This window comes from Streptomyces microflavus (assembly GCF_014650075.1).
GTDB classification, from domain to species: Bacteria; Actinomycetota; Actinomycetes; order Streptomycetales; family Streptomycetaceae; genus Streptomyces; species Streptomyces microflavus.
In genome coordinates, this window is sequence record NZ_BMUG01000011.1 from 164,451 (window position 1) to 190,309 (window position 25,859).

Below are 25,859 nucleotides of genomic sequence, written 5' to 3' on the forward strand. Positions count from 1 at the left end.
ATCCCAAGGCGTACGGTGGTCCGCGTTCGATCTTCGCGAAGCGCGGGAGCAGGGAGAGCAAGGTATGCCACAGCAGGTGCAAGGGGTCATCGCACCGGGGAAGAACGAGCCGGTGCGGGTCGAGACGATCGTCATCCCCGACCCCGGCCCCGGAGAGGCCGTCGTGAAGATCCAGGCGTGCGGCGTCTGCCACACCGACCTGCACTACAAGCAGGGCGGGATCAACGACGAGTTCCCCTTCCTCCTCGGCCACGAGGCGGCGGGTGTCGTGGAGTCGGTCGGCGAGGGCGTCACGGACGTCGCCCCCGGCGACTTCGTCATCCTCAACTGGCGTGCGGTGTGCGGGCAGTGTCGCGCCTGTCTCCGCGGCCGCCCCTGGTACTGCTTCGACACCCACAACGCCAAGCAGAAGATGACCCTGCTCGACGGTACGGAGCTGTCGCCCGCCCTCGGCATCGGCGCCTTCGCGGAGAAGACCCTGGTCGCCTCCGGGCAGTGCACCAAGGTCGACCCCGAGGTCTCCCCGGCCGTCGCCGGGCTGCTGGGCTGCGGAGTCATGGCGGGCATCGGCGCCGCCATCAACACCGGCCAGGTCGGCCGCGGCGACTCGGTCGCCGTCATCGGCTGCGGCGGTGTCGGTGACGCGGCGATCGCCGGAGCCCGGCTGGCCGGCGCGGCGAAGATCATCGCGGTCGACATCGACGACCGCAAGCTGGAGACGGCGAAGAAGATGGGCGCCACCCACACCGTCAACTCCCGCTCCGACGACCCGGTCGAGGCGATCCGCGCCCTCACCGACGGCAACGGCGCCGACGTCGTCATCGAGGCCGTCGGCCGCCCGGAGACGTACCAGCAGGCCTTCTACGCCCGCGACCTCGCCGGAACGGTCGTCCTCGTCGGCGTCCCCACCCCGGACATGAAGCTCGAACTGCCGCTCCTGGACGTCTTCGGCCGCGGCGGCTCGCTCAAGTCCTCCTGGTACGGCGACTGCCTGCCCTCCCGCGACTTCCCGATGCTCGTCGACCTCCACCAGCAGGGCCGGCTCGACCTCGCCGCCTTCGTCACCGAGACGATCGGCCTGGGCGACATCGAGCAGGCCTTCGCCCGGATGCACGACGGCGACGTCCTCCGCTCGGTGGTGGTCTTCTGATGACCGCCCGCATCGACCACCTGGTCACCTCCGGCACCTTCGCCCTCGACGGCGGCGAGTGGGACGTCGACAACAACGTCTGGATCGTCGGCGACGACACCGAGGCGATCGTCATCGACGCAGCCCACGACGCCGCCGCCATCGAGGCCGCGCTCGGCGGGCGTACGCTGCGTGCCATCGTCTGCACCCACGCGCACAACGACCACATCGACGCCGCCCCCGCCCTCGCCGAGGCCACCGGCGCCCCGATCCTGCTCCACCCGGACGACCTGGAGCTGTGGGGGCAGACCCACCCGGACCGAGCCCCCGACGCCGAACTGACCGACGGTCAGGAGCTGGAGGTGGCGGGCACCACCCTCAAGGTCCTCCACACCCCGGGCCACGCCCCCGGCGGTATCTGCCTCTACGCCCCCGAGCTGGCCACGGTCTTCACCGGCGACACGCTCTTCCAGGGCGGCCCCGGCGCCACCGGCCGCTCCTTCTCGTCGTTCCCCACGATCATCGACTCGATCCGGGACCGCCTGCTCACCCTCCCCGGCGACACCACGGTCCGCACGGGCCACGGCGACCCCACCACCATCGGCGCGGAAGCCCCGCAGCTCGACGACTGGATCAAGCGCGGCCACTGAGGACCACGTACGTCACCCCTCCGGCCAGGCGGAGAGCCGCAGCCCGCTCTCGAAGCGGCGCGGCTCCCCGCTGACCGGATCGGTGAACTCCAGCCGCCGCGCCAGCAGCTGCAAGGGCCGGGAGCAGTCCTCCACCACTCCCTCCGCCTCCACCACCGGATACAGCGGATCGTGGAGGATCGGCACCCCCAGCGCGTTCATATGGACCCGCAGCTGATGCGTCCGCCCGGTCGCGGGAAGCAGCCGGTAGCGGCCCAGCCCGCCCCGCCGCTCCACCAGCTCCACCCGGCTCTCGCTGTTCGCCTCACCGGGCTCCTCCCGGGCGGCGAGCACCCCGCGCTCCTTCACGATCCGGCTCCGTACGGTCCGGGGGAGGACCAGCTCCGGGTCGTACGGGGCCACCGCCTCGTACTCCTTCCTCACCAGCCGGTCCCGGAACAGCGTCTGGTACGCGCCCCGCTCCTCGGGCCGCACCACGAAGAGCACGAGCCCCGCGGTCAGCCGGTCCAGCCGGTGCGCGGGCTGGAGTGCGGGCAGCCCCAGCTCCCGCCGCAGCCGCGCCACCGCGGTCTCCGTGATGTGCCGCCCCCGGGGCGTGGTGGCGAGGAAGTGCGGCTTGTCGGCGATCACGAGATGCGCGTCCCGGTACACGACCCCGACCGGGAACGGCACCGGCTCCTCGGCCGCGAAGTCCCGGTGGAACCAGAGGCTCCGCCCGGCGGTATACGGCTCATCGCCCCGCACAGCCCCGCCGTCGGCCCCCACGAACCGCCCCTCGTCGAGCATCGCCGCCACCCGGTCGCCCCCGATCGCCCCACCGAACCGCGCGACCAGATACTCCCCGACCGTGTCCGGCGCCCCGTCCGGATCCTCCGGCAGCCGCACCCGTACGGCATCGATCCCGTCCCGCTGGGGGAGAGGCGCGGCGGGCGCCTTCCTGCGACCCCTCATCCTCGCCCCTCTTCCGTTTTCCTCGATGGCCCGGTGACGCAAAAGAGCCCCACCGAAGTGGGGCTCCTGCTGGTGTCCGAGGGGGGACTTGAACCCCCACGCCCGATAAAGGGCACTAGCACCTCAAGCTAGCGCGTCTGCCATTCCGCCACCCGGACAAGGTGTCTGTCTCGCGGGCCGTGCCCGTTCCGACGTGGAAAACCATAGCAAACATTCGAGGGTGCTCGATCACGCCCGATGGCTGTGAACGGTACGTGACGGGGGGTGCACGGCCTTGGGTGTGAGCCCCGGGCGCGGGAGGATGAAGGAGAGCACCACAGCGACAGCGGAAGGAAGCAGCGTGAGCGAGAGCAGCACGGGCAGCACCGTCAGCGGCGGCAACGCCGAGAGGGAGGTCGTGGACCTCTGTCGCGACCTGATCCGGATCGACACCAGCAACTACGGCGACCACTCCGGCCCCGGTGAGCGGCTCGCCGCCGAGTACGTGGCGGAGAAGCTCGCCGAGGTGGGTCTGGAGCCGCAGATCTTCGAGTCGCACAAGGGCCGCGCTTCCACCGTCGCCCGGATCGAGGGCGAGGACCCCTCCCGGCCCGCCCTGCTCATCCACGGGCACACCGACGTCGTCCCGGCCAACGCGGCGGACTGGACGCACGACCCGTTCTCCGGCGAGATCGCGGACGGCTGCGTCTGGGGCCGGGGCGCCGTCGACATGAAGGACATGGACGCGATGACCCTCGCGGTCGTACGCGAGCGGATGCGCACCGGCCGCAAGCCCCCGCGCGACATCGTGCTGGCCTTCGTAGCCGACGAGGAGGCGGGCGGGACGTACGGGGCCCGCTATCTCGTCGACAAGCACCCGGGGCTCTTCGAGGGCGTCAACGAGGCGATCAGCGAGGTCGGCGGGTTCTCGTTCACCGTCAACGAGAAGCTGCGCCTCTATCTGGTGGAGACGGCCCAGAAGGGCATGCACTGGATGAAGCTCACCGTGGACGGCACCGCCGGGCACGGTTCGATGATCCACAAGGACAACGCCATCACGGAGCTGTCCGAGGCGGTCGGGCGGCTGGGGCGGCACAAGTTCCCGGTGCGCGTCACCAAGACGCTGCGGCACTTCCTGGACGAGCTCTCGGACGCGCTCGGCACCGAGCTGGACCCGGAGAACATGGACGAGACGCTCGCCAAGCTGGGCGGCATCTCCAAGCTGATCGGGGCCTCCCTGCAGAACACCGCCAACCCCACCCAGCTCGGCGCCGGCTACAAGGTCAACGTGATCCCGGGCCAGGCCACCGCCCATGTCGACGGCCGGTACCTGCCGGGGTACGAGGAGGAGTTCCTCGCCGACCTCGACCGGATCCTCGGCCCCAACGTGAGGCGCGAGGACGTGCACGCGGACAAGGCGCTGGAGACCACGTTCGACGGCGCCCTGGTCGACGCCATGCAGACCGCGCTGGTCGCCGAGGACCCGATCGCCCGGGCCGTGCCGTACATGCTCTCGGCCGGTACCGACGCCAAGTCCTTCGACGACCTGGGGATCCGGGGCTTCGGCTTCGCCCCGCTGAAGCTGCCCCCGGAGCTGGACTTCGCCGGGATGTTCCACGGCGTCGACGAGCGCGTCCCGGTCGACGGTCTGCAGTTCGGCGTGCGGGTGCTCGACCGGTTCATCGACCACTGCTGACCGGCCCGCACGAACTGCCGACCGGGCCCGTACGTAATTCGCCTGCCTGTGCGTACGTGACCGAAAGGGTGAAACGCGCCGTTCATGCGTAGCTCCGCCCCACCCTCCTCGTTACAAGGTTTGCGGTCCGCGGCTGGGACCGCACTTTCCAACTAGGAGGAATCATGATCAAGAAGGTCGTCGCAGTTGCGGCTGCTACCGGTGGCCTCGTTCTCGCGGGTGCGGGCATGGCTTCCGCCGACGCGGGCGCCCAGGGTGCGGCCATCGGCAGCCCCGGTGTGCTCTCCGGCAACGTCGTCCAGGTCCCGGTCCACGTGCCGATCAACCTGTGCGGCAACACGGTCTCCGTGATCGGGCTGCTGAACCCCGCCTTCGGCAACACCTGCGTCAACGCGTGACGTTGTACGTCAGCCCGTAAGGGCTTGAGCTCGGTCGGTCCCGGAGTGCGTGCCATGCACTCCGGGACCGTTCGGCATTCGGCTCCCGCACGGTCATGTCCGGGGGTTTTTCGGAAGGCAGAAGGCAGGAAACGAACCTATGCGACAGGTCACTCGTAAAGGCCTGATCACCATGGCGGCGGCGGGCGGTGTACTCGCGCTCAGCGGCGGTTACGCCCACGCCGACGCCGGGGCGGCCTCGGCGGCCACCGGCTCGCCGGGCGTGCTGTCCGGCAACTCGGTCTCGGTCCCGATCGACATCCCGGTCAACGTCTGCGGCAACTCGGTCACCGTCGGCGGTCTCATCAACCCGACCTTCGGGAACGACTGCGAGAACGGGTCGGCGGAATCGAGCCAGGACGCCGGACCGCAGAACCGTATCGGCGGAGTCTCCGGCGACGGGGCACAGGCCGGTAACGGCGCCCGGGCCGGGAGCACCACCGCGTCGGACCGGCACGGCGAGCAGCCCGGAACGGGCCGTCACCGGGCCGGCGGCGCGGGTGCGGAAGGGGTCGCGCAGGGTTCGCCCGGCATCCTCTCCGGCAACTCGGTCCAGGCTCCGATCGACATTCCCGTGAACGTCTGCGGCAACAGCGTCTCCGTGATCGGGCTGCTGAACCCGACCTTCGGCAACAGCTGCTCCAACGACGCCGAGCCGCCGCCGCCCCCGCCGCCGCCGGTGAAGCCCCCGGTCACGCCGGAGACGCCGGTCGACCCGCCGGCCAACCAGCCGCCCGAGCCGAACGTCCCCGGGCCCCAGCTCGAACCGGAGGAGCAGCTCGCGCAGACCGGTGCGGGCGGTATGGAGATGCTCATCCCGGCCAGCGCCGGACTGCTGCTGGCCGGACTGGGATCGGTGCTCTACCGCCGCTCCCGCAGCGCCGCCTGATCCGGGCGCGCACACCGGGCACAGCAGGACGAAAACGGACGGGCCCCGCAACCGCGGGGCCCGTCCCCTGTCACCAGGTCGTTCCCTGTCACCAGGTGGCTCGTAGCTGACGGATGATCCGTCTGCGCAGCCGCACTCTGCGGCTGCCGTCGCGGCGCAGCGTCAGGCGGTCCAGCTCCCAGTGTCCGTACTCGGCGTGGTCGGTCAGCAGTCGGGCCGCTTCCTTGCGGGAGACCCCGCGCGGCACGTACACGTCGACAAATTCGTATTCCGGCATCGCATCTATTGTGCGGGCAGAGCCCCGGTACGGATAGCGTCTGCACTATGTCTGATGCTGCGCAGCCCACCGCTGCCGAGGTACGTGCCGCCGCCGAGGCGGTCAAAGCCGCGATCGACCGTCACCTCGACGCGGTCGAACGCCGTACCGGGGACGACGACCCCGCCGTCTACGAAGCGTTCAACTCACTGGCCGCTGCGGCCGAGGTCTACGACGAGCTCCTCTACGACCGCTACGACGAGGTCACCCCCTTCGAGATCCCCGGCGTGGACGACTCCCTGCCGCCCTATGCCGGCCCCGCCGAGCCCAGCGCGCTCAGCGTGCTGATCCGGCGCGACTACGCGGTCGTGGAACCCCCGCGGCTGCTGGCCCAGGCCCAGCGCCTCGCCGACATCGACGCGGGGCCCGGCGCGGACGGTTACACGGGCGCCGTCGTCGGCACCAGCGTCCACTCCGCGCTCGGCGTGCTCTTCGGGGAGTACGAACCGGACGAGATCGCCTCCCGGCACAAGGAGTTCGGCCTGGAGGAGGGCGACTCCACCCTCTGGGTCTCGGCGGCGGAGGCGCTCCCCGAGCCGGGGGAGTGGCTCGGCGCCCCGTTCGAGGACGCCGACCCCGAGCTGGTGGTGTGCCGCTTCGACGTCAGCGCCGTCTTCGACGAGGAGGAGCTGGACGAGGAGCTCGACGAACCGGCGGCCGGCCGCGCGTGAGATGACAGCGGGCCCCGGCGCACTGCGCCGGGGTCCGCCGTCATGCGTGGCTCAGGAAGCCGCGTCGGGCGTCGGGAGCGCCTCCAGCAGCGGGCGCAGCCTGGTGGTCCGCTCCTGTGCCGGGACCTGCGCCACCGCGTGCGGGAGCGCCTGGTCCACCCCGTGCACCACGGAGAGATGGAGCTCACCCCGGCCGAAGGCGGTGTAGACCCACGGCCGGCTCAGCCCCGCCGCGGCGTCGCCCGGCAGCACCACCACCGCGGCGGGCCAGCGCATCCCGGCCGCCTGGTGGGCACTGAGCGCCCAGCCGTGCCGCACCGCCGACTCCACCCGCTCCTGCGGTACGACGACGGCGACGCCCGCGCACTCCAGGTGCAGTCCCTCGGCATCGGCCGAGCGCACCACCCCGGGCACCGCACGGCCGGGAGCGGGGACATGGATCACGCGGTCGCCCGGGTCGAACCCGCCGAACCGGCCGGGGCCGGGGTTGAGCCGCTGCTTCAGGGCCTCGTTGAGCACCCGGGTCCCGGCCGCCCCGCCATGGCCGACGGTGATGACCTGGGTGTCGGTGGCGGGGATGGAGAAGGCCCGGGGCACCGAGTCCGCGACCAGCTGCACCGTGCGGTGGACCGCCTCGCCCGCATCGCGGACCGGGACGATCACGACCTCCTTGCCGGGGGCCTCGACCTGGAGCAGCTCACCGATGCCGATACCGGAGACCAGCTCGCCGATCGGCCCGGGGTCCGGCGTACGGGAGACGACCTGCGGGCACGCCCGCGCGGCCAGCACATCGGCGAAGACCCGCCCGGCACCCGCCGAGCCCAGCACGCCGGGGTCACCGCTCAGCACCAGCCGGGCGCCGTCCGCCAGCGCCTCGACGAGGACGGCGGCGCCCTCCACGTCCAGCTGGGGGGCGTCCAGCACCACGAGCAGGTCCAGCGCGAGCGCCCCGTCCTCGTCCCGGCCGGGGCCCTCGGTGCCGGAGAGCAGCCCGGCCAGGGTGACGGCCGCGTCCGGGGCGCCGGCCGCGTCGGCCAGCCGGCGGCGGCCGTCCTCGCTGTGGGTGGCGCCCAGGGCCCGCAGCCCCAGGCCCCGCGCCGCCGCGATCAGGGCGGCGGGCTCGGCCCGGGCCGCCTCGCCGCCGCTGTGCGCGACCAGTCCGGCGGCGGCCGCCGTACGGATCAGCTCGGCGGCCGAGGGGGACGGGGCGGCGGCTGCAGCCTCGGCCCAGTCGGCCCCCTTCTCGCAGGCGTTCATCAGGCGGGCCAGGCCGTCGGCGAGGCTCTCCTCGGCCAGCGCGTAGCGGTCCAGGCCCAGCAGCACCTGGACCGGCTCCGGGGCCTCGGCGGTCTCTCCGGTGGTGTCCTCGCTCTCCTGGTCCTCGTCGGAGGCGTCCAGCTCCGTGGGGTCGGCGCCCTCCTGGAAGACCAGGACGACCCCCTCCTCCACGGCGTTGCGCACGGCCTCCTCCGGGTCGCTCACCGAACGCTCGGCGAGCGCCGCCCGTACGGCCTCGGCGTCCAGCGCGGTGTGGCCCTGGAGGGCGGCGCGCTCCAGCAGCCAGCCGACCAGCGCCGAGGTGCGGCGCCCGTCGTCCGGGCCGCACGCGGCTCCCAGCAGGGCCCGGGCGAAGCCGTCCGCCTGCTCGGGCCGGACGCCCGGCACCGCCAGCAGCTGCCAGGGGTCGGCGCGCAGCAGCTCGGCGGCCTGCTCGCCCAGGGTCCCGGTGGCCGGGCGGGCCAGGGCCTCGGGGGCCCCGCCCTCGGTGAGGACCGCCCGCACCGCGTCCATGGCCTCGGGGGAGGCTGCCAAGTCGGCGGGTGCGGCCGTGGCGGGCACGGGGCGCTGAGGCTGTCCGGTGAGGGCCGGGGCGGGGCGGCGGGGTGCGGGGGCGGCGGCGGGGGAGTCGAAGAACTCCGTGCCCGCCTTCTCGCCGCTCTCCACGGCCCGTACGGCTGCGAGGAGGTCGGCGGCGGTGCCGCTCAGCTTCGCACCGGCGGCCACCGGGCCGTCCTTCTCCGCCTTGCGCTTCGCGATCCGCTCGCGCAGTTCGCGCTGGGCGGCCAGCTCGGCCTGTGCTTCCGACAGCACGGCGGCGGCCGCCGCGTCGCCCTCCGCACCGGCAGATGCGTCACCGGCCGATGCTTCACCGGCCTCCGTACCGTCCGGTGCGTCACCGGTGGGCGCGTCGGCCCCAGGGGTGTCCACCTCGGAGCCGTCCGCTGCGGGCTCCCCGGGCTCCCGGGCGCCCTCGGACTCCTCCGAGCCCCCGGACTCCTCGGTGTCGGGCGCTTCGGCGTGCGCGGGGCCTTCGGCGTCGGTGGCCGCCGGGGGCTCGGCGCCCTGCGGTGTGTCCGTGCCGACGGTGCCGGGGGTCTCCCCGGGAAGCGCAGTCACAGCGTGCTCCAGTCCTGGTCGGGATAGCGGTGCACGGGCGCCGACACATCGTCGAGCGCCTGGCAGATCTCGTAGGGAAGACTAAGCGCCTCCACTGACAAAGCCTCCGCGAGCTGCCCGGCGTTGCGCGCGCCGACGATCGGCGCGGCCACCCCCGGCCGGTCCCGCACCCATGCCAGTGCCACATGGAGGGGGCTCGTCGCAAGGCCGTCCGCCGCCGTCGCGACCGCGTCGGTGATCCGGGCCGCGGCGTCGTCCAGATACGGCTCGACGAACGGGGCGAGCCGCTCGGACGCGCCCCGGGAGCCGGACGGGGTGCCCTGCCGGTACTTGCCCGTCAGCACGCCCCGGCCCAGCGGCGAGGACGGCAGCAGCCCGATCCCCAGGTCCAGCGCGGCGGGCAGCACCTCCCGCTCGATGCCGCGCTGGAGCAGCGAGTACTCCATCTGCGTACTGGCCAGCCTGGTGCGCACCCCGGGCGCGGTGAGCTGCCAGGTGGCGGCCTTGGCCAGCTGCCAGCCGCAGAAGTTCGACACGCCCGCATACCGGACCCGGCCGGACGAGACGGCCAGGTCCACCGCCTGGAGCGTCTCCTCCAGCGGGGTCTCCGGGTCGAAGGCGTGGATCTGCCACAGGTCCACGTAGTCCGTGCCGAGCCGCTCCAGGGAGGCGTCCAGGGCGGCCAGCAGGTGCCCGCGCGAGCCGTTGAAGCGGCGGTAGGGGTCCGGGACGTTGCCCGCCTTCGTGGCGATGACCAGATCCTCGCGCGGCACCAGGCTGCCGACGAGCCGCCCGAGCAGGTACTCGGCCTCCCCGCCCCCGTACACATCGGCGGTGTCCACCAGGGTGCCGCCCGCGTCCCAGAAGGTCTTGAGCTGTTCGGCGGCGTCGTGCTCGTCCGTGTCCCGGCCCCAGGTCAGGGTGCCGAGCCCGATCCGGGACACGCGTAGGCCGGTGCGGCCGAGATGCCTCTGCTCCATGGGCGCTGAGATTACTGGCCATGGCCCCACCGGGTGGAGGCCTGTGGACAACGGGAGGTCGCGCGGGCCTGCCGGATCGCCGCCACCCGCGCTAGAGTCCGGAGAAAGGGACGTTACTGATCAGTAAGGGGAGCGGCTATGCGGCTCGGCATCAATCTCGGTTACTGGGGCGCGGGGATGGACGGCGACAACCTCGCCGTCGCCCAGGAGGCCGACCGCCTCGGCTACGACGTCTGCTGGGCGGCCGAGGCCTACGGCTCGGACGCGCCGACCGTGCTGACCTGGGTCGCGGCACAGACCGAATCCATCGACGTCGGCTCCGCGATCATGCAGATCCCGGCCCGCCAGCCCGCCATGACCGCGATGACCGCCGCCACCCTGGACTCGCTCTCCGGCGGCCGCTTCCGGCTCGGCCTCGGCGTCTCGGGCCCGCAGGTCTCCGAGGGCTGGTACGGTGTCAAGTTCGACAAGCCGCTGGCCCGCACCCGCGAGTACGTCGAGATCGTCCGCAAGGCGATGACCCGCGAGCGCCTCTCGTACGAGGGGCAGCACTGGACGCTCCCGCTGCCCGGCGGCCCCGGCAAGCCGATCAAGCTCACGGTCCACCCGGAGCGCGAGCACATCCCGCTCTACATCGCCGCGATCGGCCCGAAGAACCTGGAGCAGACCGGCGAGATCGCCGACGGCGCCCTGCTGATCTTCCCCTCCGCCGAGCACCTGGAGGAGACCGCGCTCACCTATCTGCGCGCGGGCCGGGAGAAGGCAGGGAAGACCATGGAGGGCTTCGACGTCTCCCCGACGCTGCCGCTCGCCGTCGGTGACGACGTCAAGGGCCTCGCCGACATGTTCCGCCCGTACACCGCCCTGTACGTCGGCGGGATGGGCAGCCGGAAGCAGAACTTCTACAACCAGCTCGCGCAGCGCATGGGGTACGAGAAGGAGGCCGCCGAGATCCAGGACAAGTACCTGGACGGGGACAAGGCCGGGGCCGCCGCCGCCGTACCGCACCAGCTGATCGACCAGACCACGCTGCTCGGTCCGATCGAGCGCATCGCCGAGCGGATGCAGGCATACGCCGCCGCCGGGGTCACCACGCTCAACCTCGCCCCCGCCGGCTTCACCCTGGAGGAGCGGCTCACCGCCCTGCGCGCCGGTACGGACGCCCTGGAGCGCTCCGGTCTCGCCTGAGCCTCCAGGAGCCCCAGGGGCAGCACTACGGCCGTGGTGGGGGCTCGGGGGTCTTCCCCGCCACGGCCGTCACCGGGAACAACGCGCCGCGCGCCCCGGGGTTACGCCGGGCCGCGCGGCCCGGCCCCGCGCCGCCGTCCCCAACTGCTCCGGTTGCCGACTGCTCCCCGGCGCATTTGACTGCTGCTCTGCGCACTACTGCTCCGCGGCGTGATGCCGCGGAGACCGGTACGGAGGTGGCCTTCATGCTCTCAGCCCGAAGCCTGTTCCAGGAGATCCTGGACGACGACGAGGCCTATCGGCTCTTCTGCTCCATCGCCGCCAGCGGGGAGTCCCAGGGCGGCTGGGAGAACGCCCGCATCGCCGCCTTGGTCCCCGAGAGCCACCGGGGCCTGGCGCCCAGGATCGTCCGGCACGGCGCCGACGAGGACAAGCACGGCCGGATCTTCAACGCCCTCCTGAAGAGGCGCGGGCTGCGCCCGGCCGACGTTCCGCCGGAGACCGACTACACGATGCTGCTGGAGCAGCAGGGCATCGGCCTCGCCCACTCCCGGCTGCGCGGCGAGGAGCGGCTCACCGAGCGCGACATCATCACCTATCTGGCTCACAGCAGGATCACCGAGCAGCGCGCCTCCGAGCAGATGCGGCTGCTGCGGCGGTACTTCGCCGACCACCCCGACATCGGCCGCGCGGTACGGATGATCTCCGACGACGAGGACAACCACCTCGCGTACTGCCACGAGGAACTGCTGCGGCTCGCCCGCCAGGGCCACGGCCGGACCATCCAGCGGATCATGCGGGAGTGCGCGCTGGCGGAGATCCGGGTCTACCGTGACGTCAGCCTCGCGGTGATGGACCACATGGGCCGGCTGCTGGGCTGGTCGCGCCCCAGGGCCGCGGCCCTGGCGGCCGGAATCCGCGCGGTGTACGCGTACGAGCGCCTCGTCGGCTGGCGGCGCATGGTGAGCCTGGAGATGCCCGAGCGGCGCGACGCGCTCGGCGGCCGGGCCGTGCCGGAACCCGAGTACGCGTGAGCTCCCTCTACGAGCACGCGAGCTCCTCCTACGTACACGCGTGATCCTCAGAGCCACCCGCGCCGCTTGAACTGGCGGTGGAGGCCGAACACCGCCAGGGCCATGAACAGGACGACGGCCGGATACGTCCACGTCCAGTGCAGCTCCGGCATGTGGTCGAAGTTCATGCCGTAGATGCCCGCCACCATCGTCGGGACGGCGGCCATGGCCGCCCACGCCGAGATCTTGCGCATGTCGTCGTTCTGCCGCACCCCCATCTGCGCGAGATGGGCCGAGAGGATGTCCGACAGCAGCCGGTCCAACCCCTCCACCTGCTCGTTGACCCGCGCCAGGTGGTCGGCGACATCACGGAAGAACGGCTGCGCCTCCTGGTGGACGAACGGCACCCCGGCCCCCGCGAGCCGGGTCATCGGCGCCGTCAGCGGACCCGTGGCCCGGCGGAACTCCAGCACCTGCCGCTTGAACGTGTAGATGCTCGCGGCCGTGTTCGAGGAGTCGCCGCCGCTCGGGGCGAAGACCTCGGTCTCCAGCTCCTCCAGGTCCACCTGGAGCTCCCCGGCCACGTCGATGTAGTGGTCCACCACCGCGTCGCTGATCGCGTACAGCACCGCGGTCGGCCCGTGCGCCAGTATCTGCGGGTCCGCCTCCAGCCGGCTGCGCACATCCGCCAGCGGCGCGCTGTCGCCGTGCCGGACCGTCACCACGAACGAGTCCCCGATGAAGATCATCAGCTCGTCGGTGCTCACCGTGTCGCTGCTCGACTCGTAGACGACCGGCTTCAGCACCGCGAACAGGGAGTCGTCGTACACCTCCAGCTTGGGGCGCTGGTGCGCGCGCAGCGCGTCCTCGACCGCGAGCGGGTGCAGCCCGAACTCATGGCGCACCAGGTCGAATTCCCGCTCGGTCGGCTCGTGCAGGCCGATCCAGAGAAAGGCGTCGTCGGACTTCCGCGCCGCGTCGAGGGCGTCGGAGAAGTCGGCGGGCCCTTCGGTCCGGCGTCCGTCCTGGTAGATGGCACAGTCCACGATCATTTCGGCATCCTCGGGAGGTTAAGGACCACAACGTACAAGGTGGGCGGGGGCGGCCCACCGCCCCCTCCTTCCCCGGCAGGCCCGTCCTCGCACCCGGATCCCCGGGACATCTAGGCTGCCGGTATGCCCACGCTGATCCTCGTACGCCACGGACGCTCCACCGCCAACACCGCCGGAGTGCTCGCGGGCCGCACCCCCGGGGTCCTCCTCGACGAGCGCGGCACCGAACAGGCCGCCGCCCTGCCCGCACGGCTGTCCGCCCTCGCCATCGCCGCCGCCGTCACCAGCCCCCTGGAGCGCTGCCGGCAGACGCTCCAGCCGCTGCTCGACGCCCGCCCCGGGCTGCCCGTCCACACCGAGGAACGCATCAGCGAGTGCGACTACGGCGACTGGTCGGGCCGCAAGCTCGCCGAGCTCTCCGACGAACCGCTGATGTCCGTCGTCCAGCAGCACCCCTCCGCCGCGGCCTTCCCCGGCGGCGAGTCGATGCGCGCCATGCAGGCCCGCGCCGTCGACGCCGTACGCGACTGGAACGACCGCGTCGAGGCGGAGCACGGCGAGGACGCCACGTACGTGATGTGCTCGCACGGCGACATCATCAAGTCGCTCGTCGCCGACGCCCTCGGCATGCATCTGGACCTCTTCCAGCGCATCCACGTGGACCCCTGCTCGGTCACCGCGATCCGCTACACGCGGCTGCGCCCCTTCCTCCTGCGGGTCGGCGACACCGGCGATCTCACCCCGCTGGCACCGCGCGAACAGCCCGTCGGGGCTGACGCCGTGCCCTCCGGCGGGGGTGACGGCACGTCCGATGCGGCGGTGGGCGGCGGCGGGGGCGCGCCGTGATCTCTGCGGGCAGTAGGGTGGACGCGCCGTAGCGCCGCTATCCGCCCATCGATTCTCAAGGGAGACAGGACGTGTCCCGTCAGGTGTTCCTCTACGACCCACCGGACCGATTCGTGGCCGGTACGGTCGGGTTGCCTGGCCGTCGTACGTTTTTCCTGCAGGCCTCCTCCAAGGGGCGGGTCACCAGCGTCGCCCTGGAGAAGACCCAGGTGGCCGCCCTGGCCGAGCGGATCGACGAACTGCTCGACGAGGTGGTCCGGCGTACCGGGGGCAACTCGCCGGTGCCCGCCGTGGCTCCCGCCGCCGTCACCGACACCGCCCCGCTGGACGTCCCCGTCGAGGAGGAGTTCAGGGTCGGCACCATGGCCCTGGCCTGGGACGGTGACGAACAGCGCATGATCGTCGAGGCGCAGGCCCTCGTCGAGCTCGACGCGGACTCCGAGGACGACCTCGCGGAGGCCGAGGAGAAGCTCCTCCAGGACGAGGAGAACGGCCCGCCGATGCTCCGCGTCCGGCTCAGCGGCGCCCAGGCCCGCGCGTTCGCCAAGCGCGCCCTGGACGTCGTCAACGCCGGTCGCCCGCCGTGCCCGTTGTGCAGCCTCCCGCTCGATCCGGAAGGACACGTATGCCCGCGCCAGAACGGATACCGTCGCGGAGCCTGACGGACACCGAGCTGCTCACCCTGCTCACCGAGGGCACGCTCACCGTGCTCGGGCAGGTCGGCGGAGCGTCCAACGCGGTGCTGCACTGCACCGTCGCCCACGAGGGCGAGGAGCGCACCTGTGCCTACAAGCCGGTCGCGGGGGAGCAGCCGCTGTGGGACTTCCCGGACGGGACGCTCGCGCAGCGGGAGGTGGCCGCGTACGAGATCTCCCGGGCGACCGGGTGGGACCTCGTACCGCCCACCGTGCTGCGGGACGGGCCGTACGGCGAGGGCATGTGCCAGCTCTGGATCGACGGGCCCGACCCCACGGAGGGTGAACAGGCGCTGCTGGCCCTCGTCGAGGACGACGAGCCGGGCGAGGGCTGGAAGGCCGTGGGCTTCGCCGACGTCGGGGAGGGGAAGACCGCGCTGCTGGTGCACGCGGACGACCCCCGGCTGCGGCGGCTCGCGGTGCTGGACGCGGTGATCAACAACGGTGACCGCAAGGGCGGCCATCTGCTGCGCGCCCCCGGCGGACTGCTGTACGGCATCGACCACGGGGTCACCTTCAACGCGGACGACAAGCTGCGCACCCTCCTGTGGGGCTGGGCCGGCGAGCCGCTCACCGAGGAGGCGCTGCGGGTGCTCGGTCTGCTCGCCGGGGAGCTGGCGGCGGGGGAGCCCCTGGCCACCCGGATGGCGCAACTCATCACGGCGGCCGAGCTGGAAGCCCTGCGGGAGCGGGTGGCGGGGCTGCTCGCCGACGGGGTGCACCCGAAGCCGGGCGGCCAGTGGCCGCCGATCCCCTGGCCGCCCGTGTAGCGGCCGGCCCCGGGTCACCTGCGGGCGCCACGCTCGTACAGCCTTTCGGGGGTTTATCGCAAGAGTGCCTCTTCGGACAGGATTCCGGATCCGGTTCGTATCCGGAAGCGTCGTCCGGTTACGCTCATGACATGCATGCCTGGCCCGCTTCTGAGGTCCCCGCCCTGCCTGGCAAGGGCCGCGACCTTCGGATCCACGACACCGCGACCGGCGGACGGATCACCCTTGACCCCGGTCCCGTCGCCCGCATCTACGTCTGCGGCATCACGCCGTACGACGCGACCCACATGGGTCATGCGGCGACCTACAACGCGTTCGACCTCGTTCAACGCGTGTGGCTCGACACCAAGCGGCAGGTTCACTACGTCCAGAACGTGACCGACGTGGACGATCCGCTCCTGGAGCGGGCCGTGCGCGACGGTCAGGACTGGACCGAGCTCGCGGAGCGCGAGACGGCACTCTTCCGCGAGGACATGACCGCCCTGCGGATGCTGCCCCCGCAGCACTACATCGGAGCGGTCGAGGCCATACCGGGCATCGTGCCGCTCGTCGAACGGCTGAGGGAGTCGGGCGCCGCCTACGACCTCGAAGGCGATGTGTACTTCTCCGTCGACGCCGACCCGCACTTCGGCGAGGTCTCCGGGCTCGACGCGGCGGCGATGCGGCTGCTCTCCGCCGAGCGCGGCGGCGACCCCGAGCGCCCCGGCAAGAAGAACCCCCTCGACCCGATGCTCTGGATGGCCGCCCGTCCGGGCGAGCCGAGCTGGGACGGGGCCTCCCTGGGCGAGGGCCGCCCGGGCTGGCACATCGAGTGCGTCGCCATCGCGCTCGACCACCTCGGCATGGGCTTCGACATCCAGGGCGGCGGCTCCGACCTCGCCTTCCCGCACCACGAGATGGGCGCCTCGCACGCCCAGGCGCTGACCGGCGAGCACCCGTTCGCCAAGGCGTACGTCCACGCCGGCATGGTCGGTCTCGACGGCGAGAAGATGTCCAAATCCCGCGGCAACCTCGTCTTCGTCTCGGCCCTGCGCCGCGAGGGCGTGGACCCGGCGGCCCTGCGCCTCGCGCTGCTCTCCCACCACTACCGCTCCGACTGGGAGTGGACCGACCAGGTGCTCGCCGACGCCGTCGAGCGCCTCGCCCGCTGGCGGGCCGCGGTCTCGCGCCCCGACGGGCGGCCGGCCGACGCGCTGGTCGAGGAGGTCCGCGAGGCCCTCTCCGACGACCTGGACACGCCCACGGCGCTCGCCGCGGTGGACCGCTGGGCCGAGCTGCAGAGTGCCGAGGGCGGTGCGGACGAGGGGGCACCCGGCCTCGTCTCCCGTACCGTCGACGCCCTTCTGGGGGTCGCGCTGTAGTACGGAGGGCGGCCCACCGCCGCCCGATCAGATTCTCCGGACCGGCCTCGGACTTCTCTACGAAGTTCGGGGCCGGTCCCCTTTTGTCCGTAGTCACATGCTCGAAGTTGCGCTAAAAGCTTCCTATGCAATCAACAACGCGCATCAGAGCGGCAGCTGTTGCTGTGGCGCTCGGGTTGTTCGCCGCCCTGGCCGGGCCCGGCAACGCCCGCGCCGAAGACGCCCCGCCGGAGTCCACCACGGTCGGCGACGTGACCGGGTTCCGTGCCGAGGGGCCCGTGTACCGGCTGAGCGCCGGCCCGGCCGAGGCCCGCGTCAGCTTCGTCTCCGAGGAGACCTTCCGCATCGAACTCGCCCCCGACGGCCGGTTCACCGACCCCACGGGCGAGGACATCGTCCTGCCGCAGGGCAAGGCGCCCCGCACCCGCTGGAAGGACCGCGGCGACCGCTACGAGCTGTCGACCGACGAGGTCACCCTGCGGGCCTACAAGAAGCCGCTGCGCTTCGCCCTGCACCGGGCCGACGGCAGCCGCGTCTGGTCCGAGGCGAAGGGGCTGAGCTGGACCGGCGACACCACCGTCCAGACCCTGGCCCGGGGCGCCGGGGAGCAGTTCTACGGCGCCGGGATGCAGAACGGCCGCGGCAACACCTCCCACCGTGACAAGACCGTCCAGGTCGCCGTCGACTACAACTGGAACGACGGCGGCCACCCCAACTCCGTACCCTTCTACCTCTCGTCGGCCGGCTACGGCGTCTTCCGCAACACCTACGCCCCGGGCACCTACGCGTTCACCGACCCGGTGACGACCAGCGCGAAGGAACAGCGCTTCGACGCCTACTACTTCGCCGGTGACGGGGCCAAGGACGTCATCGGGCAGTACACTGACCTCACCGGCAAACCCTTCCTGCCGCCCGTCTACGGCATGGAGGTGGGCGACGCCGACTGCTACCTCCACAACGCCAACCGGGGCGAGCGCCGCACCCTGGACGCGCTGAAGGTCGCGGACGGGTACGTCGAGAACGACATGCCCAACGGCTGGATGCTGGTCAACGACGGCTACGGCTGCGGCTACGAGGACCTGGAGGAGACCGCCCAGGGCCTGAAGGACCGCAAGATGGAGCTCGGCCTGTGGACCGAGGACGGCATCGAGGACCTCGCCGCCCAGGTGAAGGCCGGTCAGCGGGTCGCCAAACTGGACGTCGCCTGGGTCGGCGAGGGCTACAAGTTCGCCCTCGACGGCTGCAAGGACGCCTACAAGGGCATCGAGGACAACAGCGACGCCCGCGGCTTCACCTGGGCCCCCGAGAGCTGGGCGGGCGCGCAGCGCTGCGGAGTCCAGTGGTCCGGCGACCAGTACGGCACCTGGGAGTACATCCGCTGGCAGATCCCCACCTACGCGGGCGCCACGATGTCCGGACTCGCCTACACCACGGGTGACATCGACGGCATCTTCGGCGGCAGCGCCAAGACGTACACGCGTGACCTCCAGTGGAAGATGTTCCTCGGCACGACGATGACCATGGACGGCTGGGCCCCCATGGACAAGCAGCCGTTCCGTCACGGGGAGCCGTACACCTCCATCAACCGCGACTACCTGAAGCTCAAGGAGTCGCTGCTGCCCTACCAGTACTCCTACGCCCACGAGGCGACCAAGAGCGGTGTCGGCATGGTCCGTCCGCTGGTCCTCGAATACCCGGACGACCCCAAGGCGTCCACGGAGGCGGCGAAGTACGAGTTCCTCTCCGGCGAGCACTTCCTCGTCGCGCCCGTCTACCAGGACACCACCGAGCGCCGGGACATCTACCTCCCCAAGGGCACCTGGATCGACTACTGGAGCGGCCGCACCTACGAAGGCCCCACCACCATCGACTCCTACAGCGCCCCGCTCGACACCCTGCCCCTCTTCGTGAAGGCGGGCGCCGCCGTCCCCATGTGGCCGGGCATCCGTTCCTACCGCGACCGCACCGCCTCCTCCCCGCTCGCCTGGGACATCTACCCGCAGGGCAACACCTCCTTCACCCTGTACGAGGACGACGGCGTCACCCGGCAGCACCGGGACGGCAAGTACGCCACCCAGCGCGCCGACGTCCGCGCCCCCGTGCGCGGGGCGGGCGACGTCAAGGTCACCGTCAACGAGAGCCGGGGGAGCTTCACCGGCAAACAGAGCAAGCGCCCCTACGAGTTCACCGTGCACACCGGCTCCGAACCCCGCTCGGTGCGGCTGGACCGCACCCTGCCCCGGCTGACCTCGGAGGCCGCGTACGAGGCCGCCCAGCAGGGCTGGTGGTACGACCGGGACGACCGCGGCGGGGTGGTGCACGTCAAGACCGCGCCCCTGCGCACGGACAAGAAGTTCACCGTGAAGCTGAGCGGCACCAGCGCGGTCGGCGGCAAGAAGGCCTCCGCGGCAGCCGTGCTCTCCGCCCCCACGGGCCAGGAGGCCGGCGCGGGAACGCCCGGCCAGGTCCAGGTCGACATCACCGCGGGCAGCGCCGACCTCACCGACGCCTCGGTCACCCTCCAGGTGCCGGCGGGCTGGAAGAGCACCCCGGCGAAGGTCCCGGGCCGGATACCGGCGGGCGCCACCCGCCGGGTCGCGGTGGAGGTGACCCCGGTGAAGGACGCGGAGGTACGGGAGACCCGGCTCACCGCCCTTGCCCGCTACCGGGCCGCCGGGGACGCCCGCACCACCGAACAGCGGCTCGCGCTCTCCGTACTGCCACCGCCGCCCACCGGACAGGCCTGGGCGAGCGACCTGGTCTGGCTCTCCGAGACCAACGGCTACGGGCCCGCCGAACGCGACCGCTCCAACGGGGAGTCGGGGGCGGCCGACGGCAGGACACTGACGCTCGCGGGCACCACGTACGAGAAGGGCATCGGCACCCACGCCGACTCCGACATCGCGATCCACCTCGGCGGCCGCTGCACCGCCCTCACCGCCGACGTCGGGATCGACGACGAGATCAACGGCTATGGAGAGGTCGCGTTCTCAGTAGAGGGTGACGGCAAGACGCTGTGGACCTCGCCGAAGCTCACCGGAGCCTCGGCGACCGTACCGGTGGACGTGAAGCTCGACGGCGTACGGCAGGTGCGTCTGAAGGTCACCGACAGCAACGGGTCCAAGACCGGGGACCACGGCGACTGGGCCGCGGCGAAGTTCCACTGCGCCTGAGTCCCGCGCATGAGGAAAGGGGTGCTGTACGGGACGACATCTCCCGTACAGCACCCCCGCCCGCGCGCCTCGTCACTCCTCGTCGGGGCTCTCCCCGGACGCCTCGTCAGGGCCCTTGTCCTCGGGCTTCTTCCCCGGACCCTGACCGGGCCCCGGACCCTGACCGGACTCCGGCCGCGGCGGCTTCGGAGGCCGGGTGCGGCCGGTCGACGGGTCCCGCAGGTACGTCGAGTCCCCGCTCTCCGTCGCATGGCCACCGGGTCCCGGCCCGGGGCCGCCGTCCCGGCGCCGCAGATACCGCTCGAACTCCCGGGCGATGGCCTCTCCGGACGCCTCGGGCAGCTCCGCGGTGTCCCGCGCCTCCTCCAGCGTCTGGACGTACTCCGCGACCTCGCTGTCCTCCGCCGCCAGCTGGTCCACCCCGAGCTGCCAGGCCCGCGCGTCCTCGGGCAGCTCGCCCAGCGGGATGCGCAGCCCGATCAGATCCTCCAGCCGGTTCAGCAGGGCCAGCGTCGCCTTCGGGTTCGGCGGCTGCGACACGTAGTGCGGCACCGCCGCCCACAGGCTCACCGCCGGCACCCCGGCATGGGTGCACGCCTCCTGGAGGATGCCGACGATCCCCGTCGGGCCCTCGTAGCGGGTCTCCTCCAGGTCCATCGTGCGCGCCAGGTCCGCGTCGGAGGTGACCCCGCTCACCGGCACCGGCCGGGTGTGCGGGGTGTCACCGAGCAACGCGCCCAGGATGACGACCATTTCGACGCCCAGCTCATGGGCGAAGCCGAGGATCTCGTTGCAGAACGAGCGCCAGCGCATCGACGGTTCGATGCCGCGCACCAGGACGAGGTCCCGCGGCTTCTCCCCGCCGACGCGCACCACCGACAGCCTGGTCGTCGGCCAGGTGACCTTGCGCACTCCGTTGTCCAGCCACACCGTGGGCCGGTTGACCTGGAAGTCGTAGTAGTCCTCGGCGTCCAGCGCCGCGAACACCTCGCCCTTCCACTCCCGGTCCAGATGGCCGACCGCTGTGGAGGCGGCGTCACCGGCGTCGTTCCAGCCTTCGAACGCGGCCACCATGACCGGGTCGATCAGCTCGGGCACTGACTCGAGCTCGATCACCCGGGCCCCCTTCCGATGTCTCCGTACGTACGGAGCAACCTTACGGCTTCGGGACCCTTGGACCGCAGCCCGTTTGCACGGCCGGGTGAACCTTGCCAGCAGGAGTGGATCATCGGGACGAACAGTGCATCAGCCTGGATCCGCTCTCACTGCCAGAGCGTGGAAGGAGCCTCCCGCCGCACCACCGGGGCGATCTCCTCGGCGAACCGCTGGAGCGTCTCCAGCTGTTCCGGCCGGCTCAGCCCGAAGCCGTCCACGGTGATCGACTGGAGGTCGTGGCGGTAGACCGTGTGCCAGCCGAGGATCTTGTCGATGATCTGCTGCGGGGAGCCGATCAGCTGGGGGCCGCCCTCGATCGCGTCCTCGATGGTCCGGAACGGGGTGTTGTAGCCGGCCTTGCCCGCCAGGTGCGGCTTGAACGTCTGCCGCACCCGCGCCTCGTACAGCTCCTTGTACTGCCGGACGGCCGCCTGCGAGCTGTCCGCGATGAGCAGCCCGCCGGAGCCCGCCGCCACCCGGGCGTCCGCCGGATCGTGGCCGTACGCCTCGAACCGCTCCCGGTAGTGCGCGATGAGCTTCGCGTACGCCTCACGCGGCTGGATGGCGTTGGCGGTGAACAGAGGGTCGCCGTGCTTGGCCGCCAGCTCGGGGGAGTTGAGGCTGGTCGCCGAGCCGTGCCAGATGCGCGGGAGCCCGTCGTACGGACGTGGCACGGTCGTCACGTTCTTCAGCGGCGGGCGGAACTCGCCCTCCCAGTCGACGCCCTCCTCGCTCCACAGCCGGCGCAGCAGCTCGTACTTCTCCTTCTGGAGGTCCCACTGCCGTTCCTCGTCGAGCCCGAAGAGGTCGAAGTGGCCCGCCTCGGCGCCCTTCCCGACGACCAGTTCGATCCGGCCCCGGGAGATCTGGTCGAGCGTCGCGAAGTCCTCCGCCACCCGGACCGGGTCGAGGATCGCGACGACGGTCACCCCGGTGAGCAGCCGGATCGTGGTGGTACGGGCCGCGATCGCGCCGAGCACGACGCTCGGGCTGGAGGAGAGGAAGGCTCCGGCGTGCCGCTCACCGACCGAGTAGGAGTCGAAGCCGAGCTCCTCCGCGACGGACGCGGTGGCGATCACCTCCTCGAACCGGTCGGCGGGGGAGGGGAGTTCGCCGGTCAGAGGGTGCGGGTCATGGCCGATCAGGGAAAGCACCGAGAATCTCATGCCCTCCACTTTCCTCGCGGCACATTGCACGGGTATGGCGGGAGTGTGGCGCGTGCCGGGGACGCGCGCGTACGTGAACGGGGGCGGCTCCCGCGTGGAAGCCGCCCCCGTCCGCCGTACCCGCGGGGAGATCAGTCCCGGTCGGCCAGCAGCTTCTCGACGCCGTCGCGGACGTCGTCCGTCGCCAGGCCCCGGATCGTCAGCGTCGTCCGGCGGCGCAGCACGTCGTCCGCCGTCTCGGCCCACTCGTGGTCGCGGGCGTAGGCGACCTGGGCCCAGATCTCCGGGGCGTCCGGGTGGACGCGCTCGGCCAGCTCCGGGCTCTCGTTGGCCAGCCGCGCGATGTCGAAGGCGAGCGAGCCGTAGTGCGTGGCCAGGTGCCGGGCGGTGTCCGGCGCCATCCGGGGGCCGGGGGTGCCGCCGTCGATCAGCAGCCGGTGCGCGACCGCGTTCGGGTTGGCGATCCCGGGCAGCGGCAGCTTCCTCGGCAGCCGGTTCATCGGCTCCATGTCCTCCGCCAGCGGGTGCCCCGGCAGGGCGGCCAGCTTGTTCATGACCGTGCGGCCGATGTGGCGGAACGTCGTCCACTTGCCGCCCGCGACCGACAGCATTCCGCCGCGGCCCTCCGTGACGACCGTCTCGCGCTTGGCCTTGGAGGTGTCGCCCGGACCGCCGGGCAGCACCCGCAGACCGGCGAAGGAGTAGGTGATCAGGTCGCGGGAGAGCTGCTGGTCCTTGATCGAGAACGCCGCCTCGTCGAGGATCTGCGCGGTGTCCGCCTCGGTCACCGACACGTCCGCCGGGTCGCCCTCGTACTCCTCGTCCGTCGTGCCGAGGAGCAGCATGTCCTCCCACGGCAGGGCGAACGTGATGCGGTACTTGTCTATCGGGGTGGCCAGCGCCGCCCGCCACGGACGGGTCCGCTTGAGGACCAGGTGGGCGCCCTTGGAGAGGCGGATGGAGGGGGCCGCGTTCGGGTCCTCCATCTTCCGCAGGTGGTCGACCCAGGGGCCGGTCGCGTTCAGCACGAGCCGGGCGGTGACGCCGAACTCCGTACCGTCGACGCTGTCCTTCAGATCGGCGCCCGTGACCCGGCCCCGGGTGAAGCGGAGACCGGTGACGGCCGCGTGGTTGAGGACGGCCGCGCCCGCGTCGACGGCCGCGCGGACCGTCATCAGCGCCATGCGGGCGTCGTTCATCTGGTCGTCGCCGTAGACCGCGACGGCCTTCAGGTTGTCGGTGCGCAGCTCGGGCACGTCGCGCTGCGCCTTGGCCGGGGAGATGACATGGCCGACGCCGTCGCCGAACGCGGAGAGCGCGGAGTAGGCGAAGACGCCCGCGCCGAGCTTGGCCGCGCCGTGCGGGCCGCCCTTGTAGACGGGCAGGTAGAAGGTGAGCGGGTTGGCCAGGTGCGGGGCCACCTCGCGGGAGATCGCGCGGCGCTCGAAGTGGTTCTCCGCGACCAGCTTGACCGCGCCGGTCTGGAGGTAGCGCAGACCGCCGTGGAGCAGCTTGGAGGAGGCGGAGGAGGTGGCGCCGGCGAAGTCACCGGCGTCCACCAGTGCCACCCGCAGCCCGGACTGCGCGGCATGCCAGGCGGTGGAGATGCCCAGGATGCCGCCGCCGATGACCAGGAGGTCGTAGGTCGCCCGGGACAGCTGCTCCCGGGTCTCGGCGCGGCTCGGCAGGGAGCCGGAGGCCGGGTGCGTTCCGAGGGCGGGAACGCTCTGCAGGGTGGTCATGGTGAATGCTCCTCGTCAGCTTTCTTCGTCCTCGACCCAGCCCATGGTCCGTTCGACGGCCTTGAGCCAGCTCTTGTACTCGCGGGCACGGGTGTCCGCGTCCATGCGGGGGGTCCACTCGGCGGCCCGGCGCCAGTTGGCGCGCAGCGCGTCGGTGTCCGGCCAGAAGCCGACGGCCAGGCCGGCGGCGTAGGCGGCGCCGAGGCAGGTGGTCTCGGCGACCATGGGGCGCACCACGGGTGCGTCCAGGAAGTCGGCGAGCGTCTGCATCAGCAGGTTGTTGGACGTCATGCCGCCGTCGACCTTGAGCGCGGTCAGTTCGACGCCGGAGTCCTTCGTCATGGCATCGCTGATCTCGCGGGTCTGCCAGGCGGTGGCCTCCAGGACGGCACGGGCGATGTGCGCCTTGGTGACGTAACGGGTGAGGCCGGTGATCACCCCGCGGGCGTCGGGACGCCAGTAGGGGGCGAACAGGCCGGAGAAGGCGGGCACGAAGTAGGCGCCGCCGTTGTCCTCGACCGAGGAGGCCAGCGTCTCGATCTCGGCGGCCGACTTGATCAGGCCCATCTGGTCGCGCATCCACTGCACCAGCGAACCGGTGACCGCGATGGAGCCCTCCAGGGCGTACACCGGGGGCTTGTCGCCGATCTGGTAGCCGACGGTGGTGAGCAGACCGTTGTACGAGTTGACCGGGGTACCGCCGGTGTTCATCAGCATGAAGGTGCCGGTGCCGTACGTGGACTTGGCCTCGCCCTCGGCGAAACAGGTCTGGCCGAAGAGGGCCGCCTGCTGGTCGCCGAGCGCGGAGGCGACGGGCACGCCGTCGAGGATGCCGCCCTTGGCGTGGCCGTACACCTCGGCGGAGGAGCGGATCTCGGGGAGGACCGCGGCCGGGATGCCGATGGAGGAGAGGATCTTCTCGTCCCACTCCATCCGGTGCAGGTTCATCAGGAGGGTGCGCGAGGCGTTGGTGACGTCGGTGACGTGCACGCCGCCGTCGGTGCCGCCGGTCAGGTTCCAGATGACCCAGGAGTCCATCGTGCCGAAGAGGATGTCGCCGGCCTCGGCGCGCTCGCGCAGCCCCTCGACGTTGTCGAGCAGCCAGCGGACCTTGGGTCCGGCGAAGTACGAGGCGAGCGGCAGCCCGGTCTCGCGGCGGAAGCGGTCCTGGCCCACGTTGCGGCCGAGCTCCCGGCAGAGCGCGTCGGTGCGGGTGTCCTGCCAGACCAGGGCGTTGTGCACCGGCTCACCGGTGTTCTTGTCCCACAGCAGGGTGGTCTCGCGCTGGTTGGTGATGCCGATCGCCTTGACGTCGGCGGAGGTGATGCCGGCCTTGACGATGGCCCCGGCGACGACCTCCTGCACGTTCTCCCAGATCTCGGTCGCGTCGTGCTCGACCCATCCCGGCTTCGGGAAGATCTGCTCGTGCTCCTTCTGGTCGACCGAGACGATCCGGCCGTCCTTGTCGAAGACGATGCAGCGGCTGGAGGTGGTGCCCTGGTCGATGGCCGCGATGAACGGGCCGGTGCCGTGGGTGCCGGTGGTGTGTGCTTCGGTCACGGTGTGCTCCCGGAAGTCTGTGAGTGGAAGGGTTACGGCGCTG

Annotated in this window: 22 protein-coding genes and 1 tRNA gene; 13 read left to right on the forward strand and 10 right to left on the reverse strand. The window is 71.8% G+C overall.

Annotation, left to right across the window (positions count from 1 at the left end; translation table 11 throughout):
* The first annotated feature begins 64 nt into the window (after positions 1-64).
* Together IE264_RS29455 and IE264_RS29460 are read left to right on the forward strand one after the other, a co-directional pair.
* Entirely contained in the window at positions 65-1,150 is a 1,086-nt protein-coding gene (locus IE264_RS29455) for an S-(hydroxymethyl)mycothiol dehydrogenase (RefSeq protein WP_015607548.1), read from the forward strand.
* Positions 1,150-1,779: an MBL fold metallo-hydrolase gene (locus tag IE264_RS29460; protein ID WP_032758339.1), complete on the forward strand. Its 630-nt coding sequence runs from the start codon at positions 1,150-1,152 to the stop codon at positions 1,777-1,779. Before IE264_RS29455 ends, IE264_RS29460 begins: the two co-directional genes overlap by 1 nt.
* Positions 1,780-1,791: 12 nt before the next feature.
* Here the strand turns inward: IE264_RS29460 and IE264_RS29465 are convergent, their stop codons facing one another.
* Both IE264_RS29465 and IE264_RS29470 read right to left on the reverse strand, forming a co-directional pair.
* Positions 1,792-2,730, reverse strand: coding sequence for an RluA family pseudouridine synthase (locus tag IE264_RS29465; protein ID WP_032758341.1), 939 nt, complete (start codon positions 2,728-2,730; stop codon positions 1,792-1,794).
* A 70-nt stretch (positions 2,731-2,800) separates the two neighbouring features.
* Positions 2,801-2,888 (reverse strand) — tRNA-Leu (locus IE264_RS29470).
* A gap of 182 nt (positions 2,889-3,070) precedes the next feature.
* Here IE264_RS29470 and IE264_RS29475 point away from each other — a divergent pair.
* From IE264_RS29475 to IE264_RS38585, 3 genes are all read left to right on the forward strand, one after another.
* A complete protein-coding gene (locus IE264_RS29475) occupies positions 3,071-4,405 on the forward strand; it encodes a M20/M25/M40 family metallo-hydrolase (RefSeq protein ID WP_031123753.1) in 1,335 nt (444 codons plus the stop codon).
* A 164-nt stretch (positions 4,406-4,569) separates the two neighbouring features.
* The gene (gene chpH / locus IE264_RS29480; RefSeq protein ID WP_015607544.1) at positions 4,570-4,803 is read left to right on the forward strand and encodes a chaplin ChpH; all 234 of its coding nucleotides are present in this window, start codon (positions 4,570-4,572) and stop codon (positions 4,801-4,803) included.
* A gap of 139 nt (positions 4,804-4,942) precedes the next feature.
* The gene (locus IE264_RS38585) at positions 4,943-5,731 is read left to right on the forward strand and encodes a chaplin (protein ID WP_032758343.1); all 789 of its coding nucleotides are present in this window, start codon (positions 4,943-4,945) and stop codon (positions 5,729-5,731) included.
* Positions 5,732-5,819: 88 nt separating this feature from the next.
* On the opposite strand, the gene IE264_RS29490 is transcribed toward IE264_RS38585, so the two are convergent.
* Positions 5,820-6,008: a DUF5703 family protein gene (locus tag IE264_RS29490; RefSeq protein ID WP_003970138.1), complete on the reverse strand. Its 189-nt coding sequence runs from the start codon at positions 6,006-6,008 to the stop codon at positions 5,820-5,822.
* Between the two features lie 47 nt (positions 6,009-6,055).
* On the opposite strand from IE264_RS29490, the gene IE264_RS29495 reads away from it, so the two are divergent.
* Positions 6,056-6,718, forward strand: coding sequence for a hypothetical protein (locus IE264_RS29495; RefSeq protein ID WP_031123751.1), 663 nt, complete (start codon positions 6,056-6,058; stop codon positions 6,716-6,718).
* A 51-nt stretch (positions 6,719-6,769) separates the two neighbouring features.
* Here IE264_RS29495 and IE264_RS29500 read toward each other — a convergent pair whose 3' ends face one another.
* Positions 6,770-9,115 carry a helix-hairpin-helix domain-containing protein gene (locus tag IE264_RS29500; RefSeq protein WP_032758344.1) on the reverse strand — a complete coding sequence of 782 codons (2,346 nt, stop codon included), beginning with the start codon at positions 9,113-9,115 and terminating at the stop codon, positions 6,770-6,772.
* A complete protein-coding gene (locus IE264_RS29505; RefSeq protein WP_015607539.1) occupies positions 9,112-10,095 on the reverse strand; it encodes an aldo/keto reductase in 984 nt (327 codons plus the stop codon). Before IE264_RS29505 ends, IE264_RS29500 begins: the two co-directional genes overlap by 4 nt.
* Positions 10,096-10,233: 138 nt before the next feature.
* Here IE264_RS29505 and IE264_RS29510 point away from each other — a divergent pair, with 138 nt between their 5' ends.
* Together IE264_RS29510 and IE264_RS29515 are read left to right on the forward strand one after the other, a co-directional pair.
* Entirely contained in the window at positions 10,234-11,283 is a 1,050-nt protein-coding gene (locus IE264_RS29510; protein ID WP_031123748.1) for an LLM class F420-dependent oxidoreductase, read from the forward strand.
* Between the two features lie 245 nt (positions 11,284-11,528).
* Positions 11,529-12,317: a hypothetical protein gene (locus IE264_RS29515; RefSeq protein ID WP_032758441.1), complete on the forward strand. Its 789-nt coding sequence runs from the start codon at positions 11,529-11,531 to the stop codon at positions 12,315-12,317.
* A gap of 47 nt (positions 12,318-12,364) precedes the next feature.
* Here the strand turns inward: IE264_RS29515 and corA are convergent, their stop codons facing one another.
* A complete protein-coding gene (gene corA / locus IE264_RS29520) occupies positions 12,365-13,348 on the reverse strand; it encodes a magnesium/cobalt transporter CorA (RefSeq protein WP_032758345.1) in 984 nt (327 codons plus the stop codon).
* Positions 13,349-13,471: 123 nt separating this feature from the next.
* On the opposite strand from corA, the gene IE264_RS29525 reads away from it, so the two are divergent.
* The 5 genes from IE264_RS29525 (at position 13,472) to IE264_RS29545 (ending at position 20,193) form a co-directional block, all read left to right on the forward strand.
* Positions 13,472-14,194, forward strand: coding sequence for a histidine phosphatase family protein (locus IE264_RS29525; protein WP_032758346.1), 723 nt, complete (start codon positions 13,472-13,474; stop codon positions 14,192-14,194).
* A gap of 71 nt (positions 14,195-14,265) precedes the next feature.
* Positions 14,266-14,856 carry a DUF3090 domain-containing protein gene (locus IE264_RS29530; protein ID WP_015607534.1) on the forward strand — a complete coding sequence of 197 codons (591 nt, stop codon included), beginning with the start codon at positions 14,266-14,268 and terminating at the stop codon, positions 14,854-14,856.
* Positions 14,820-15,659 (forward strand): SCO1664 family protein, encoded by an 840-nt coding sequence (locus tag IE264_RS29535; protein ID WP_015607533.1) that lies wholly within the window; start codon positions 14,820-14,822, stop codon positions 15,657-15,659. The genes IE264_RS29530 and IE264_RS29535 overlap by 37 nt, the downstream gene beginning before the upstream one ends.
* A gap of 131 nt (positions 15,660-15,790) precedes the next feature.
* A complete protein-coding gene (gene mshC / locus IE264_RS29540) occupies positions 15,791-17,020 on the forward strand; it encodes a cysteine--1-D-myo-inosityl 2-amino-2-deoxy-alpha-D-glucopyranoside ligase (protein WP_032758347.1) in 1,230 nt (409 codons plus the stop codon).
* 125 nt (positions 17,021-17,145) lie between these two features.
* The gene (locus tag IE264_RS29545; RefSeq protein ID WP_032758348.1) at positions 17,146-20,193 is read left to right on the forward strand and encodes an NPCBM/NEW2 domain-containing protein; all 3,048 of its coding nucleotides are present in this window, start codon (positions 17,146-17,148) and stop codon (positions 20,191-20,193) included.
* 72 nt (positions 20,194-20,265) lie between these two features.
* Here the strand turns inward: IE264_RS29545 and IE264_RS29550 are convergent, their stop codons facing one another.
* The 4 genes from IE264_RS29550 to glpK form a co-directional block, all read right to left on the reverse strand.
* Positions 20,266-21,309, reverse strand: coding sequence for a PAC2 family protein (locus tag IE264_RS29550; RefSeq protein WP_015607530.1), 1,044 nt, complete (start codon positions 21,307-21,309; stop codon positions 20,266-20,268).
* Between the two features lie 146 nt (positions 21,310-21,455).
* On the reverse strand, positions 21,456-22,514 hold the full coding sequence (locus tag IE264_RS29555) for an LLM class flavin-dependent oxidoreductase (RefSeq protein ID WP_032758349.1): 1,059 nt from the start codon (positions 22,512-22,514) through the stop codon (positions 21,456-21,458).
* Positions 22,515-22,645: 131 nt separating this feature from the next.
* Positions 22,646-24,256 (reverse strand): glycerol-3-phosphate dehydrogenase/oxidase, encoded by a 1,611-nt coding sequence (locus tag IE264_RS29560; protein ID WP_032758350.1) that lies wholly within the window; start codon positions 24,254-24,256, stop codon positions 22,646-22,648.
* Positions 24,257-24,271: 15 nt separating this feature from the next.
* A complete protein-coding gene (gene glpK, locus IE264_RS29565) occupies positions 24,272-25,816 on the reverse strand; it encodes a glycerol kinase GlpK (RefSeq protein ID WP_015607527.1) in 1,545 nt (514 codons plus the stop codon).
* Positions 25,817-25,859: the final 43 nt, after the last annotated feature.

Excerpts from the sequence above, each read along its gene's own strand:
- corA (WP_032758345.1), bottom strand. The coding sequence starts at position 13,348 with ATGATCGTGGACTGTGCCATCTACCAGGACGGACGCCGGACCGAAGGG.
- IE264_RS29555 (WP_032758349.1), bottom strand. The coding sequence starts at position 22,514 with ATGAGATTCTCGGTGCTTTCCCTGATCGGCCATGACCCGCACCCTCTG.
- IE264_RS29535 (WP_015607533.1), top strand. The coding sequence starts at position 14,820 with ATGCCCGCGCCAGAACGGATACCGTCGCGGAGCCTGACGGACACCGAG.
- IE264_RS29495 (WP_031123751.1), top strand. The coding sequence starts at position 6,056 with ATGTCTGATGCTGCGCAGCCCACCGCTGCCGAGGTACGTGCCGCCGCC.
- IE264_RS38585 (WP_032758343.1), top strand. The coding sequence starts at position 4,943 with ATGCGACAGGTCACTCGTAAAGGCCTGATCACCATGGCGGCGGCGGGC.
- IE264_RS29515 (WP_032758441.1), top strand. The coding sequence starts at position 11,529 with ATGCTCTCAGCCCGAAGCCTGTTCCAGGAGATCCTGGACGACGACGAG.
- IE264_RS29510 (WP_031123748.1), top strand. The coding sequence starts at position 10,234 with ATGCGGCTCGGCATCAATCTCGGTTACTGGGGCGCGGGGATGGACGGC.
- IE264_RS29560 (WP_032758350.1), bottom strand. The coding sequence starts at position 24,256 with ATGACCACCCTGCAGAGCGTTCCCGCCCTCGGAACGCACCCGGCCTCC.
- IE264_RS29455 (WP_015607548.1), top strand. The coding sequence starts at position 65 with ATGCCACAGCAGGTGCAAGGGGTCATCGCACCGGGGAAGAACGAGCCG.
- IE264_RS29460 (WP_032758339.1), top strand. The coding sequence starts at position 1,150 with ATGACCGCCCGCATCGACCACCTGGTCACCTCCGGCACCTTCGCCCTC.
- IE264_RS29545 (WP_032758348.1), top strand. The coding sequence starts at position 17,146 with ATGCAATCAACAACGCGCATCAGAGCGGCAGCTGTTGCTGTGGCGCTC.
- chpH (WP_015607544.1), top strand. The coding sequence starts at position 4,570 with ATGATCAAGAAGGTCGTCGCAGTTGCGGCTGCTACCGGTGGCCTCGTT.
- IE264_RS29490 (WP_003970138.1), bottom strand. The coding sequence starts at position 6,008 with ATGCCGGAATACGAATTTGTCGACGTGTACGTGCCGCGCGGGGTCTCC.
- IE264_RS29465 (WP_032758341.1), bottom strand. The coding sequence starts at position 2,730 with ATGAGGGGTCGCAGGAAGGCGCCCGCCGCGCCTCTCCCCCAGCGGGAC.
- IE264_RS29525 (WP_032758346.1), top strand. The coding sequence starts at position 13,472 with ATGCCCACGCTGATCCTCGTACGCCACGGACGCTCCACCGCCAACACC.
- mshC (WP_032758347.1), top strand. The coding sequence starts at position 15,791 with ATGCATGCCTGGCCCGCTTCTGAGGTCCCCGCCCTGCCTGGCAAGGGC.
- IE264_RS29505 (WP_015607539.1), bottom strand. The coding sequence starts at position 10,095 with ATGGAGCAGAGGCATCTCGGCCGCACCGGCCTACGCGTGTCCCGGATC.